The sequence below is a fragment of the Streptomyces vilmorinianum genome (genome assembly GCF_005517195.1).
Classification (GTDB): domain Bacteria; phylum Actinomycetota; class Actinomycetes; order Streptomycetales; family Streptomycetaceae; genus Streptomyces; species Streptomyces vilmorinianum.
Genome location: NZ_CP040244.1, coordinates 5345817 through 5360451, shown reverse-complemented (window position 1 = coordinate 5360451; position 14635 = coordinate 5345817). Strand labels below are relative to the sequence as shown.

General features: G+C 69.2%; 11 protein-coding genes. 7 read left to right on the top strand and 4 right to left on the bottom strand.

Annotated elements, in window-relative coordinates; all coding sequences use genetic code 11:
* Positions 1–31: 31 nt before the first annotated feature.
* From FDM97_RS24935 to FDM97_RS24915, 5 genes are all read left to right on the top strand, one after another.
* A complete protein-coding gene (locus tag FDM97_RS24935) occupies positions 32–1009 on the top strand; it encodes a DMT family transporter (protein WP_137992720.1) in 978 nt (325 codons plus the stop codon).
* Positions 1010–1023: 14 nt separating this feature from the next.
* The gene (locus tag FDM97_RS24930; RefSeq protein WP_137992719.1) at positions 1024–1650 is read left to right on the top strand and encodes a DoxX family membrane protein; all 627 of its coding nucleotides are present in this window, start codon (positions 1024–1026) and stop codon (positions 1648–1650) included.
* A 94-nt stretch (positions 1651–1744) separates the two neighbouring features.
* Positions 1745–2290: a carboxymuconolactone decarboxylase family protein gene (locus FDM97_RS24925; RefSeq protein ID WP_137992718.1), complete on the top strand. Its 546-nt coding sequence runs from the start codon at positions 1745–1747 to the stop codon at positions 2288–2290.
* A gap of 178 nt (positions 2291–2468) precedes the next feature.
* The gene (locus tag FDM97_RS24920; RefSeq protein ID WP_254705749.1) at positions 2469–3620 is read left to right on the top strand and encodes an IS701 family transposase; all 1152 of its coding nucleotides are present in this window, start codon (positions 2469–2471) and stop codon (positions 3618–3620) included.
* Between the two features lie 405 nt (positions 3621–4025).
* Positions 4026–5540: a vanadium-dependent haloperoxidase gene (locus FDM97_RS24915; RefSeq protein ID WP_137992716.1), complete on the top strand. Its 1515-nt coding sequence runs from the start codon at positions 4026–4028 to the stop codon at positions 5538–5540.
* A gap of 202 nt (positions 5541–5742) precedes the next feature.
* Here the strand turns inward: FDM97_RS24915 and FDM97_RS24910 are convergent, their stop codons facing one another.
* Positions 5743–6207, bottom strand: a complete 465-nt coding sequence (locus FDM97_RS24910; protein WP_137992715.1) for a MarR family winged helix-turn-helix transcriptional regulator — start codon at positions 6205–6207, stop codon at positions 5743–5745.
* A 442-nt stretch (positions 6208–6649) separates the two neighbouring features.
* Positions 6650–7633, bottom strand: a complete 984-nt coding sequence (locus FDM97_RS24905; RefSeq protein ID WP_137992714.1) for an aldo/keto reductase — start codon at positions 7631–7633, stop codon at positions 6650–6652.
* Between the two features lie 455 nt (positions 7634–8088).
* Between FDM97_RS24905 and FDM97_RS24900 the strand changes: the two genes are divergently transcribed.
* Positions 8089–9294 (top strand): phenylacetate--CoA ligase family protein, encoded by a 1206-nt coding sequence (locus tag FDM97_RS24900; protein ID WP_137992713.1) that lies wholly within the window; start codon positions 8089–8091, stop codon positions 9292–9294.
* A gap of 65 nt (positions 9295–9359) precedes the next feature.
* Here the strand turns inward: FDM97_RS24900 and FDM97_RS24895 are convergent, their stop codons facing one another.
* A complete protein-coding gene (locus FDM97_RS24895) occupies positions 9360–10889 on the bottom strand; it encodes a helix-turn-helix domain-containing protein (RefSeq protein ID WP_137992712.1) in 1530 nt (509 codons plus the stop codon).
* Positions 10890–10940: 51 nt separating this feature from the next.
* The gene (locus FDM97_RS24890) at positions 10941–11297 is read right to left on the bottom strand and encodes a VOC family protein (RefSeq protein WP_137992711.1); all 357 of its coding nucleotides are present in this window, start codon (positions 11295–11297) and stop codon (positions 10941–10943) included.
* Positions 11298–11547: 250 nt separating this feature from the next.
* Between FDM97_RS24890 and acnA the strand changes: the two genes are divergently transcribed.
* Positions 11548–14262 (top strand): aconitate hydratase AcnA, encoded by a 2715-nt coding sequence (gene acnA / locus FDM97_RS24885; protein ID WP_137992710.1) that lies wholly within the window; start codon positions 11548–11550, stop codon positions 14260–14262.
* The last annotated feature ends 373 nt before the right edge of the window (positions 14263–14635 follow it).

Sequence of the window (14635 nt, the reverse complement as noted above, 5' to 3'; positions counted from 1 at the left end):
CCCCTGACCCTCGCAGCAGGAAGGAATTGACGTGGCCAGGTCCAAGACAGCCGGCGGCGTCGCTGGCGGCGTCATCAACGCGGTCGCCGGCGGAGGCATGTTCGCCGTCGCGAAATCGGGGTTCGACCATCTGGACCCCTTCCACCTCGTCTCCGCCCGCTTCGTCGTCGCCGCTCTCGTCTTCGTCGCGCTGCTCGCGCTGAAGGAGGGTCTCGGCGCGCTGAGCTTCGACGGACGACTGCTCAGGCTCTGGTGGCTGGGCACCATCGGCTTCGCGGGCTTCAACCTCTTCGTGTACGTCGGCCTGCAGACCATCCCCTCGCAGAGTTCGGCCCTCGTGATCGCCACGATGCCCGCGCTCACCGTCCTCGCCGTCTGGGCGCGCAGCAGGCAACGGCCGCACGCCGCGACCCTCGCCTTCGTCGCGCTCGCGCTCTTCGGCGTCGCGCTCGTCCTCGGCAACGGGAACCCGGTCAGCGTGGTGACCGGCGGCGTCGGCTTCGGCGGACTCCTGACCCTGGTCGGGGCGGCCGGCTGGGTCATCTACAGCACGGGCGCCGCGGCCCACTTCCCCGACTGGTCCCCGCTGCGCTACACGAGCATCACCTGCCTCCTCGGCACGGTCAGCATCGTGGTGATCACCGGCTTCTCCTCGGCGATGGGGTGGATCCCGCAGGCCGCGGCCAGCGACTACACCGCCTCCTGGTGGCAGATCCTCTACATGGCCATCCCGGCCAGCGTCATCGCCATGCTCGGGTGGTTCACCGCCCTGCGCACCCTCGGCCCGGCCAACGGGGCCCTGTTCATCAATCTCGTACCCGTCACCGCCTTCGTCGTACAGGCCTTCCTGGGCCATGTGCCGACCGGCCCGGAGATCGCGGGCATCTGCCTGGTCATCGGCGCGCTGGTCGCCTCCAACTTCCACAGCCGTCATCGGGCCGCCAAGGACGCCGGCGCCGCGCAGCAGTCCACCACCACGGACGACCTCCCCGTACCCACAGGTAAATAGGAGGACAGATCCCCATGACACGAACCGCCCGACTCACCGGCCGGATACGCGGCGCCTGGTCGTCGTTCGCCGGCGGCTACCGCAAGCGCAGCTCGGCCGTCCTCAGGATCAGCGTCGGCATCCTCTTCCTCTGGTTCGGCGTACTGAAGTTCACGCCCGCCATGAGCCCGGCCGAGGACATCGCGATCCGCGCGATGGGCGTCATGACCTTCGGCGCCGTCCCGGCCGAGGTGTCGCGTCCGCTCCTGGCCACCATGGAGGTCGCGATCGGCCTCGGCCTGGTCACCGGCATCCTGCTGCGACTCGCGCTCACCGTCTTCTTCGTGCACATGCTCGGGGTGTTCTCCACCCTCGTGATCCTGGCCGACGAGGTGTGGTCCAGCGCTCCGTTCGTACCCACGATGGACGGCCAGTACATCCTCAAGAACATCGTTCTGATCGCCGCGTGCCTCGCCGTCGCCACGGCCCAGGCCGCCCCCGCCCCCGCCCCCGGGCCGGCCCCGGCTCCCGCCGACACCGGTGTCGAGCCGCAGCCGGAGGCCGCCGCCGAGCCCCAGCCGGAAGCCGGGTCCCAGCCGGAGCCCGAGTCCCAGCCGGAGCCCGCCGCCCGGCCCGTCGCGGCCGGCTCGTCCCTCGGCTGAGGGCCTTTCCCCCAGTACCTCCTCGCGGCGGGCCGCAGGCGCCACCGCGGGTGAGTCCGTATATCCGATGCACAGTTCCGAAAGGGAAACACCCATGAGCAGGGTTCAGATGATCCAGCCGTCCGAGGCACAGGGCGAGTTCAAGGACGCCCTCGACACGGTGCAGAAGGGGATGGGCGCCGTGCCCAACCTGGCCAAGGCCCTGGCCAACTCCCCTGCCGTGCTGAAGGCCTACCTGGCTCTCTCGGGCGCCGTGGGCGCGGGCATCCCGGCCCCGGTCCGTGAGCGCATCGCGCTGACGACCGCCGAGCACAACGGCTGCGACTACTGCCTGTCGGCCCACACCTACATCGCCGCCAACGCCGCCAAGCTGCCCGAGGCGGAGATCGCCGCGGCCCGCGAGGCGAAGTCGGAGGACGCCGGCCACCAGGCGGTGCTCGCCTTCACCAAGTCCGTGCTGACCAACCGCGGTCACGTCTCCGACCAGGAGATGGAGGCTCTGCGGGGCGCCGGCTACGGCGACAAGGAGATCGTCGACATCGTCGTCTCCATCTCGCTCAACATTCTGACGAACTACTTCAACCACGTCGCGGAGCTCGACATCGACTTCCCCGTCGTGCACGCGGAGCCGCAGGGCTGAGCGGAGCGGTCCGAGGGCCCGCGTCCCCTTCGGGGGCGCGGGCCCTCGGCCGTTCCCCAGGTCATCGTGATGCAGATAATCATAAGAAGTCTTACATGTGTCTGACCCTTGATATACGGTGACCGCGAATGTCGGGCGGACCGTGTGAGGGGGAAGTGTCGGGATGCACGCCAGACGCTTGAGAGATGCCGTGACCCGGGTCGTACGGGACGAGACCGTCGCCGAGGTCTCACGCAGGATGCTCGCGTCGCTGCCGCGCCGCGACCAGCGCCTGAAGGGGGAGAAGTACGTCGAGGGACTCCTGCGGGTCCCGGGGCGCAAGACCATGCGCGCCATCGCCGCGGCGGCCGGCGGGGGCGCCGCCGAGCAGAGTGTGCACCACTTCATCAGCAAGTCCTCGTGGGACTGGTCACGGGTGCGCCGGGACCTGGGGCAGTACGTGGACGAGGCGATCGAGCCCCAGGCCTGGGTGGTCCATCCGCTCGCCATACCCAAGTGGGGCCGGCACAGCGTCGGTGTGCAGGAGTCGTACGTCGCCGCGCTCGGCCGGGTCGCCAACAGCCAGCAGGCGTACGGGGTGTGGCTCGCCAGCGAGACCGTCAGCGCCCCCGTCAACTGGCATCTGCTGCTGCCCGAGGGCTGGCTGACGGACGACGAGCGCCGCCGGCGGGCCGAGATCCCCGAGGACGTGTCCGCTCTCGACGCGGACCGGGCCCTCCTCGACGTCGTCGGCGAGATGGCGGGGGACTGGCCGGTGCGGCGCAGACCCGTCGTCCTGGACGGCCGCCAGGCCGAGGATCTCGTCTCCCTCGTGGACGCCCTGCGGCGGGCCGGCATCCCGTTCGTCATGCGCGTCGGACCGACGGCCCCTCTCGCCCCGTGCTCCGGCGGCGAGGGCGGGGGAGCGGATGCCGCGAGCGTCGCCGAGCGGGCCCGCCCCGGGGCGCTGCCCGTGCGCTGGATGGACCCGGAGGGGTGGGGCGCCGCGCGGGTGCCGCTGGCGACCCGCGTCCCCGTCGTCCTCGCCGCCCCCGGCCGTCGCGCCGCGCCCACCCCGCTCGCCCTCGTCGCCGCCTGGAACGGGACGGCGGCGGGGGCAGTGGGGGCGGGGGCGGGGGCGGACGAGCTGTGGCTCTCGAACCTGTTCGCCGCGTCGGCGGCCGACCTGCTGCGCCTGGGACGTCTCGTACGGCGCGTGGAGACGGACGCGACGGCGATCGGCGGTCGCGTCGGCCTCCGGGACTTCGAGGGGCGGTGCTACGGCGGCTGGCACCGGCACGTCACCTTGTGCTCGATCGCCCACGCCGTCGTCGCGGCGGCGGACGCGTAGGGGGCAGGACGCGGGGGCGGGAGAAGGGGCGGTACGAGAAGGGGCGGCACCGGAGGGTGCCGCCCCTTCCGCATGTCCGTGCTCCGGTCGCCCGCGGGGCGATGTGACAAAGACCAAGCCGTTCCCGACGGCTTGTCCCGACCGGACATCGTGATTCGTATACCCATCAGATGCTTGATTGTTTGGTGAAGATAACGGGACAAGGCGCCTCATGAGCGCATATACATGCCGGGAACCTGGCTGCGGACCGTCCCAAGTGCCGGGATTTCAGGGGGAATTGGTGACGGAGAGTGAACGACGGCTCCGGCCCGGCCCGCCTATGTTGCTCGTACCGAACACGTCAGCGACCAGTCGCCGAAGCCTCCGGGCGCGGCCAGTCGTCGCGAATTCCTCCTGGGAGACATCATGAGTCCTGCCATGAAGTCGATGCGCCGCGGACGGGGCGCCGGCATCTCCACCGCCGTCGCGGCCGCGCTGATCGGCACGGTGGCTCTCACTGTGAGCCCCGCCTCCGCGCAGCCCACGGCGACGGACGCCGGCGCGCCGGCGACCGAGGCCTCCGAGGCGGCGCAGGGTGGCGACAACCTCGTCATCCAGTGGAACAAGATGGCCTACGACGCCTCCGTGAAGACGGCCGCGAAGACCAACGGGCTGAAGCGACCGCCGCTCGGAAGCCGCGTCTACGCCACGGTCCACTCCTGCATATACGACGCCTGGGCCGCCTACGACTACAAGGCGGTGGGTACCCAGCTGGGCGACGACCTGCGTCAGCCGTACTACAAGCGCACCCTGGCCAACCGCAAGACCGCCATCAACTACGCGGCCTACGACGCGCTGGTCTACCTCTTCCCCGACTTCAAGGCCGATTTCGACGCCAAACTGCAGCAGCTGGGCCTCGACCCGGCCAACACCACGCGGAACACCACGACGCCGGCGGGCGTCGCGCACACCGCCTGTGACGCGGTCATCGCGGTGCGCCGGGCCGACGGCTCCAACCAGGACAACAACTACGCCGACACCACCGGCTACCAGGCGGTCAACCCGCCCCAGGACTTCAACGCGTTCGACAAGTCCACCATCGTGGACCCGAACCGCTGGACTCCGCTCACCACCAACGGTGTCACGCCCTCCTTCGCGACGCCGCAGTGGGGTGACATCACGCCGTTCGCGATCAAGGACCCCGCTTCCTTCCTCCCGCCCGCCCCGCCGGTCTACGGCAGCGCTGCCTCGCAGGCGGACATCAAGACCCTGATGGACGTCAACGCCAAGCTGACGGACCGTGAGAAGGTCATCGCCGAGTACTGGCTGGAGCGCTCCGAGACCCCCACCGGTCACCAGAACCAGTGGGCGCAGTTCATCTCGCACCGCGACGGCAACACCCTCAGCGAGGACGTGAAGATGTTCTTCGCGCTCAACCTCGCGATGGGTGACTCCGGCATCGTCGCCTGGAAGACCAAGGTCCACTACGACTACTCCCGGCCGATCACGATGATCCGGTACGACCAGTCCGGCAAGACCGTGCAGGGCTACGGCGGCCCCGGCAAGGGCACCCAGACGATCGACGGCTCGGCCTGGAAGCCGTACGTCACCACCCCGGCCTTCGGCTCGTACGTCTCCGGCCACGCCGTCTGGGGCGCGGCCGCCGCGGAGGCGCTGAAGCTGTGGACCGGCAGCGACAAGTTCGGTGACTCGTTCACCTTCAAGGCCGGCACGTCCACCTTCGAGCCCGGCCAGACCCCGGCCGCGGACGTGACGCTCAAGTGGAACACGCTGAGCGAGGCCGCCGCCGAGGACGGCATGTCGCGGATCTACGGCGGCGTGCACTGGACCTTCGACAACCTCGAGGGCCAGAAGGTCGGCCGGACGGTCGCCAAGGCCACGCACGCCCAGGCGCTGCGGTACATCAACGGCACCGCCTGATCCGAAACGTGCGGCCCGCCGTCTCCTGCGGCGGGCCGCATCGTCGGGCCCGACCTCCGCGCCGAGTCATCCCCCGCCCAGGCGCGCGGTACCGGTCCGAGCGAAAAAGGTGAAGACCTTGCCCTTCCGGGCAAGGTCTTCGCTGTTTTCGTACCGGTGCGGCGGTGTTCGGGCCCCCTGCCGGGGCCGGAGCGCGGCGTGCTCAGCGGGAAGAGGACTTGCGGGCCGAGGTGTCCGCGGCGCCGGCCAGGGCCGTGGAACACCGCTCCAGGCTGGAGACCAGCGCCTTGGCCTCGGCGGAGGTGAACTCCTCGGTCAGCAGCAGCTCCACCGCCGTCACGGCCTCGTCCGCCTTCGTCAGAAGGTTCTGCCCGGTGCGGGTGAGGCGGGCCTCGAGGATGTGACTGTGGACGGGATGCGGCTTGCGTTCGACCAGCCCTCGCCCCTCGAGCGTCGCCAGGACGGACGACATCGTCTGGGGGGTGACCATGCACCGGCGCGCCAGGACGGCCCCGGAGAGGCCGGGTTCCTGGGAAAGCGTCAGCAGCACGCTGTATTGAGGGACGTTCAGCTTGAAGGGCCGCAAGCAGCTGTGCTTGGCGGCGCTGAGTTCCTGCTCCACCCGCTTAAGGTGGTGGCCGAGTCGCTGGTCAATGGGGAGCCGCATGGGCATACCTTAATGTCAGGTGTCTTATCTGTATACGAGCTCGACCAATTGTGGCCTGATCGGAATCACGTCTCTCACTCCGGCTCGTATGACGCTTTGTGACCGGGAAGTACGTCAGCGTACTGATCGGAGGGCCGCCTCGGCCGCCGTCGCCGCCGGGCCGCCCGCCTCTCGCCTCCCTCTCGAACCCGCAGGTCGCACCGGTGGCCGGGGGTGCGCGGAGCACGGCGCGCCCCGACCGGCGCGCGCCGTGCCAGGAGCGTGTCCGCGCGGGCGGCGAGAGAGGGCCCGGCCGTCCGGAAATGTTTCCCGAGAGTGACGGGATGCCGACAGATCGCGGCGTGGGCGTACGGCGTGAAATTGACCTTCGAGGAAACTCGAAGAGTGAAGTCCAGGGCGGCCCTTCAAGGGCCGCCCTGGAATGCCGTACCGATTTCCGGAGTCAGCCGTTCGAGAGGCGGAGGGCCGCCTCGCCGTACCGCGGTCCGGATGTCACGCCGTCCCGGAAAAGGTCCGACAGTTCGTGAACATCGTCTTTTTCGAGCTGAATCGAGGCGGCGGCGGAATTCTCCTCGAGGTAGGAGACGCGTTTCGTTCCCGGGATCGGGACGACGTCGTCGCCCTGGTGCAGGAGCCAGGCGAGGGCGAGCTGCACGGGGGTGCATCCCCGTCGCGACGCGATCGTCTCGAGCCGCCGCACCAGCTCCAGGTTCTTCGCCAGGTTCTCGCCCTGGTAGCGCGGGTCGTTGTGGCGGTAGTCGTCCGCCGGGAGGTTCTCGAGCGAGGTGATCGCCCCGGACAGGAACCCCCGCCCGGCCGGTGACCAGGGCACGAGACCGATGCCGAGCTCCCGCGCCACCGGCAGGACCTCGTGCTCGATGCCCCGCTCCCACAGCGACCACTCGCTCTGCAGGGCGGTGACCGGGTGGACGGCGTGGGCGCGGCGCAGCGTCTCCGCGCTCACCTCCGAAAGACCGATGTGGCGGACCTTGCCGGCCCGGACGAGTTCGGCCATGGCGCCCACGGTCTCCTCGACCGGCACGTCACGGTCGCGGCGGTGCAGGTAGTAGAGGTCGATGCGGTCCGTGTTCAGCCGCCGCAGCGAGGCCTCGCACGCCCGGGCGACGTACTCGGGCCGCCCGTCGATGGTGCCCGGGGTTCCGTGACCGCCGGTCGCGAACCCGAACTTCGTGGCCAGGACGGCCTCGTCCCTCCGGCCGGCGAGCGCCCGCCCCACCAGTTCCTCGTTGTGCCCCTGCCCGTAGACGTCGGCCGTGTCCAGGAAGGTCGTGCCGATGTCCAGGGCGCGGTGGATGGTCGCGATCGAGGCGTCCTCGTCCGCCGCACCGTACACATGGGACATCCCCATGCAGCCCAGACCGACCGCGGACACCTCGAGTCCGCCGCCGAGCATGCGTGTGCGCATCCCGCCTCCTTCAAGTGTTCGAACTCTTACGTAGGTACGATGTCTTATACTAGGCCCATGATGGGGGTGGGGGGTATTCGTCGCGTACGGCATTGGGGAGGTGGTTTTTGTCGTTCCGTGCGCAGGGCGGGGCGAGCGTTCGGAATTGAACTTTCCGTTTCGCCCGCCGGGGTGTCGATGCCGACTGGTGCGCTCCTGGTCATGCATACGAAACAATGGCCGCCGAGTCGTATGAAACCTGAATCCGGGTGTGGCTGTTTCTCGTTGACAAGCGAGCTTGTGAACGATTTGAATGAGGTCGTGCCCGGGGGGGCTTGCGGGCAAGGGAATCGACAGCTCGAAGTGGCCTCCGTCACATCCACTTGGTTCATATCGAGAGGTCCGCCACTATGCCGAAGGCCGTGGGGTCATCCCCCTCGATCGGTAGACGTCCGTCCCCACGCGAGCTCGAGGACATGCTGCACACAGCGGCGACCACTCCCTCGTTGCGCGGCAAGTACGCCCAGCTTCTCGGCCTTTCGAGGCCCGTGGACCTGTCCGAGGTGCCCGTCCTCACGCAGGAGGAGTACCACGAGACCGTCCGCCAGCTCCTGGAGAACCCGAAGCACCGCCAGGGCGCGATCCTCTCCGCCGGCGGCGGAACCCTCACGCACCCCGAACTGAGCATGCTCCCCGACGACATGTTCGCGCCACAGCTGCTCGCCCGCTGGAAGCCTCTCGACAGCGGCGACGTCGTGGCCAACCTCTTCCCCGCCGGCCGGCTGCAGTCCGCCTTCCACTTCTTCAACGTCTACGCCGCCCTGTGCGGGGCCACCACGGTGCCCATCGGCCACCTGAACGACGACGAACTGGGCCAGTGGCTCGACTTCCTGGAGAACCGCGGCGTCACCGCCCTCGCGGCTCCCTCGGCCGTCATCGCGCGGGTCGTCCGCATGGCCGTCGCGTCCGGGCGTTTACTGCCCTGGCTGCGCAAGATCCTGCTCAGCAGCAGCGGCGACGTCACCGGCACGGCCGAACTCGTCGGTCTCCACCTGCCCAAGGCGAAGATCTGGGCCCTCTACTGCTCCCCGGCCTCCGGCCCCATCGGCCACAACACCCCCGACTGCCCGGCGGACACCTTCCATGTGCTGCCGCACCAGTACGTCGAGATCGAGGACGAGCGGCTGATCGTCACGAACACGCACACCGAGTCGACGTTCCCGCTCCTGCGCTTCCAGACGGGCGGCCTCGGCGAACTCGTCGAGTGCACCTGCGGACGCCCGGAGCCGACCGTGCGCCTGCGCGGCCAGTCGGGCGCGGCCCTGACCTTCCGCAGCCGTACGTTCGCCGCCGAGGAACTCGTCGCGCTGGCCTGCGCGGAGGCGGAGGTCGCCGAGGCCCAGGCGATGCTGGTCAACCAGGGCACGGCCGAAGAGCAGCTCTGCCTGACCGTACGACTGCACCACGACGTCCCGGCCGACCAGTACACCTGCGGCTGGATCCGCAGCCAGATCCTCGGCAACCACCTCACCCTGCGCGGCGCGGTGGACGAAGCCCCCGACTCCTTCGAGGTCATCGCCGTCGAGCGCCTCTCGGGCGCCTCCATGGTCGGCGGCGCCCCGACCCTGGTCATCGCCGAACAGGCCCCCGACGCGCTCTTCGAGTACGAAGAAGCGAGCTGACCCCACTGCCGCCGCCCCCACCCCTGCCACCGGGGGTGGGGGCGGACGCGCGGCCGTCGGCCGTCTCAGATGTCCCGGAAGATCTCGATCTGCGCGCCCACCGAGTTCAGGCGCTCCGCCAGGTCCTCGTAACCCCGGTTGATGACATACACGTTCCGCAGGACCGACGTGCCCTCGGCCGCCATCATCGCGAGGAGGACGACCACGGCCGGGCGCAGGGCCGGCGGGCACATCATCTCGGCCGCGCGCCAGCGGGTCGGGCCCTCGACGAGGACGCGGTGGGGGTCGAGGAGCTGGAGGCGGCCGCCGAGGCGGTTGAGGTCCGTGAGGTAGATCGCCCGGTTGTCGTAGACCCAGTCGTGGATCAGGGTCTTGCCCTGGGCCGTCGCCGCGATGGCCGCGAAGAACGGCACGTTGTCGATGTTGAGGCCGGGGAACGGCATCGGGTGGATCTTGTCGATCGGCGCCTCCAGCTTGGAGGGACGGACCGTCAGGTCCACCAGCCGGGTGCGGCCGTTGTCCGCCGCGTACTCCGGCGAGCGGTCGTGGTCGAGGCCCATCTCCTCCAGGACCGCGAGCTCGATCTCCATGAACTCGATCGGGACGCGACGGATCGTCAGCTCCGACTCGGTGACGACGGCCGCCGCGAGCAGGCTCATCGCCTCGACCGGGTCCTCGGACGGGGAGTAGTCCACGTCCACGTCGATCTGCGGGACGCCGTGCACGGTCAGCGTGGTGGTGCCGATGCCCTCGACCCGTACGCCCAGCGCCTCCAGGAAGAAGCACAGGTCCTGGACCATGTAGTTGGAGGAGGCGTTGCGGATGACGGTGACGCCGTCGTGGCGGGCCGCGGCGAGCAGCGCGTTCTCGGTCACGGTGTCGCCGCGCTCGGTCAGCACGATCGGGCGGTCGGGGGCCACGGAGGACTCGACCTGGGCGTGGTAGAGGCCCTCGGTCGCGGTGATGTCCAGGCCGAAGCGGCGCAGCGCGATCATGTGCGGCTCGATCGTGCGCGTACCGAGGTCGCAGCCGCCGGCGTACGGCAGCTTGAAGCGGTCGAGCCGGTGCAGCAGCGGGCCGAGGAACATGATGATCGAGCGGGTGCGGACGGCCGCCTCGGTGTCGATGGACTCCATGTCCAGTTCGGCCGGGGGCACGATCTCCAGGTCGACGCCGTCGTTGATCCAACGGGTGCGCACCCCGATGGAGCCCAGCACCTCGAGCAGACGGAAGACCTCCTCGATCCGCGCGACGCGGCGCAGGACCGTGCGGCCCTTGTTGAGGAGCGAGGCGCAGAGCAGCGCGACACAGGCGTTCTTGCTGGTCTTGACGTCGATGGCCCCGGAGAGCCGGCGGCGGCCGACGACCCGCAGATGCATGGGGCCGGCGTAACCCAGGGACACGATCTCGCTGTCGAGTGCTTCGCCGATGCGTGCGATCATCTCAAGGCTGATGTTCTGGTTGCCGCGTTCGATCCGGTTGACGGCGCTCTGACTGGTGGCCAGGGCCTCGGCGAGCTGCGTCTGCGTCCAGCCGCGGTGCTGGCGGGCGTCACGGATGAGCTTGCCGATACGTACGAGGTAGTCGTCTGCCATGGCGTCACGTTATCTCAGATATGAGATGACGCCCGTGAGGGGGGTGGGCCGTCAGGGTGGCGGGCGGTGCGCGGTCGGGTGGCGCGGTTCGTAGAGCGGCAGTTCGGCCCCGCTCGGCATGCGGACGGCGGCGAGCAGGCCCCAGCCCTGATCGCTGATGGGCCGTGAGATCTCGGCCCCGCGGTCCTCCAGGGTGGTCAGCGTGCCGGTGATGTCGTCGCACATCAGATAGAGCTCGTGCTTGGGCTCGCCCGCGGTGGGGTGGACGGCCACCTCGGCCGGCGGCAGCGTGAAGATGAGCCAGCCGTCTCCCGCGTCGACGTGCGCGAACTCCAGCACGTCCTTGAGGAACGCCCGGTCGGCGTCCGCGTCCGGGGTGTAGAGAATCACATGCGCGCCGCTGAACATGGTTCGATCCTCGGTCGGCGGTGCGGCCGCGGCAATCGTTCCGCGGCCGTACGGGTGCGAGAGGCATGCCGGGCATGACCGAACGGCAGGCATGCACTAGAGTTATCTCGACATCGAGATAACTGCTTACGGCGCACCGCTGCGGCTCACCCGGTAAGGATTACCTAACTAAGCCTTACCTTAGCGGATTGGCGAGGAGTCGTGGCGGCAGCATGACGGTAATACGCGCACATTGATGAAGGAGACTGTCGTGTCGGCGAACAGCTTCGACGCCCGCAGCACGCTGCGCGTGGGCGACGAGTCGTACGAGATCTTCAAGCTGGACAAGGTCGAGGGCTCCGCGCGCCTTCCCTACAGCCTGAAGGTGCTTCTGGAGAACCTCCTCCGCACCGAGGACGGCGCGAACATCACCGCCGACCACATCCGTGCCCTGGGTGACTGGGACTCGCAGGCTCAGCCGAGCCAGGAGATCCAGTTCACGCCGGCCCGCGTGATCATGCAGGACTTCACCGGTGTGCCCTGTGTCGTCGACCTCGCCACCATGCGCGAGGCCGTCAAGGAGCTCGGCGGCGACCCGGCGAAGATCAACCCGCTGGCCCCGGCCGAGCTGGTCATCGACCACTCCGTCATCGCCGACAAGTTCGGCACGAAGGACGCCTTCGGCCAGAACGTCGAGCTGGAGTACGGCCGCAACAAGGAGCGCTACCAGTTCCTGCGCTGGGGCCAGACCGCCTTCGACGAGTTCAAGGTCGTCCCGCCCGGCACCGGCATCGTCCACCAGGTGAACATCGAGCACCTGGCCCGTACCGTCATGGTCCGCAACGGCCAGGCGTACCCCGACACCCTCGTCGGCACCGACTCCCACACCACCATGGTCAACGGCCTCGGTGTGCTCGGCTGGGGCGTCGGCGGCATCGAGGCCGAGGCCGCCATGCTCGGCCAGCCGGTCTCCATGCTCATCCCGCGCGTCGTCGGCTTCAAGCTGACCGGCGAGCTCCCGGCCGGCACCACCGCCACCGACCTCGTCCTCACGATCACCGAGATGCTGCGCAAGCACGGCGTCGTCGGCAAGTTCGTCGAGTTCTACGGTGAGGGCGTCGCCGCCACCTCGCTGGCCAACCGCGCCACCATCGGCAACATGTCGCCCGAGTTCGGCTCCACCGCCGCGATCTTCCCGATCGACGGCGAGACCCTGAACTACCTCAAGCTCACCGGCCGCTCCGAGCAGCAGGTCGCGCTCGTCGAGGCGTACGCCAAGGAGCAGGGCCTCTGGCTGGACCCGTCCGCCGAGCCCGACTTCTCCGAGAAGCTGGAGCTCGACCTCTCCACGGTCGTCCCCTCCATCGCCGGCCCGAAGCGCCCGCAGGACCGCATCATCCTGGCCAACGCGGCCGAGCAGTTCGCCCAGGACGTCCGCAACTACGTCGAGGACGACGACGAGGCGGGCAAGGAGTCCTTCCCGGCCTCCGACGCCCCGGCCGAGCACAACGGCGTCCCGACCCGCCCGACGCTGGTCACGGCCCCCGACGGCTCGACCTACGAGATCGACCACGGCGCCGTCACCGTCGCCGCGATCACCTCCTGCACCAACACCTCGAACCCGTACGTCATGGTCGCCGCCGCGCTCGTCGCGAAGAAGGCCGTGGAGAAGGGTCTGACCCGCAAGCCGTGGGTCAAGACCACCCTCGCCCCGGGCTCGAAGGTCGTCACCGACTACTTCGACAAGGCGGGCCTGACCCCGTACCTCGACAAGGTCGGCTTCAACCTCGTCGGCTACGGCTGCACCACCTGCATCGGCAACTCCGGCCCGCTGCCGGAGGAGGTCTCCAAGGCCGTCAACGAGCACGACCTCGCGGTCACCTCGGTCCTCTCCGGCAACCGGAACTTCGAGGGCCGTATCAACCCCGACGTCAAGATGAACTACCTGGCCTCCCCGCCGCTGGTCGTCGCGTACGCCATCGCGGGCTCCATGAAGGTGGACATCACCAAGGACGCGCTCGGCACCGACACCGAGGGCAAGCCGGTCTACCTCGCCGACATCTGGCCCTCCGAGGCCGAGGTCAACGACGTCGTCGCCAACGCCATCGGCGAGGACATGTTCAACAAGTCCTACAGCGACGTCTTCGCGGGCGACGCCCAGTGGCAGGCGCTGCCGATCCCGACCGGCAACACCTTCGAGTGGGACACCGAGTCCACCTACGTCCGCAAGCCCCCGTACTTCGAGGGCATGACGATGGAGACCACCCCGGTCACCGACATCGTCGGCGCGCGCGTCCTGGCCAAGCTGGGCGACTCGGTCACCACCGACCACATCTCCCCGGCCGGTGCGATCAAGGCCGACACCCCGGCCGGCACGTACCTCACCGAGCACGGTGTGGAGCGTCGTGACTTCAACTCCTACGGCTCGCGCCGAGGCAACCACGAGGTCATGATCCGCGGCACGTTCGCCAACATCCGCCTGCGCAACCAGATCGCGCCGGGCACCGAGGGCGGCTACACCCGCGACTTCACCCAGGCCGACGCGCCGGTGTCGTTCATCTACGACGCCTCGCGCAACTACATCGAGCAGGGCATCCCGCTGGTCGTCCTGGCCGGCAAGGAGTACGGCTCCGGCTCGTCCCGCGACTGGGCCGCCAAGGGCACCGCGCTCCTGGGCGTCAAGGCCGTCATCGCCGAGTCGTACGAGCGCATCCACCGCTCGAACCTCATCGGCATGGGCGTCCTGCCGCTCCAGTTCCCGGAGGGCGCCTCGGCGCAGTCCCTCGGCCTGACCGGCGAGGAGACCTTCTCCTTCACCGGCGTGACCGAGCTGAACGAGGGCACCACGCCGCGCACGGTCAAGGTCACCACCGACACCGGTGTCGAGTTCGACGCGGTCGTCCGCATCGACACCCCCGGTGAGGCGGACTACTACCGCAACGGCGGCATCATGCAGTACGTGCTTCGCCAACTTGTCGGTTCTTGACCTGACGTGAACGAGCGCCCTGCCCCTGCATCTCGCGCGCGGGGGCAGGGCGCTCGCGCTCGACGGGGCGGAAGGTGCGCGGCGATCATGAACGCACGCGATCTGTTCCCGGGGTGGAGCTGAGCATCCTACGACGACGAAGAACCCCGCACCTGGTACCAGGTGCGGGGTTCTTCTGTCCTTGCGGGCGTGTGGCGAACGAGCGCCACTGGGCGATGTGCTGCAGCTGCGTGTCGTCGCCGTCGCTCAGCCGTGCGGGGAGGACCGGCTCGAGCGAGGCCTGAACGGGAGGTAGCTCGAGTCGGTCGGAGTGTCAGTGGCAGCCGCCATACTCAGAAGACGTGCACCTCCAGGAGTCCTCGACCGAGTAGGA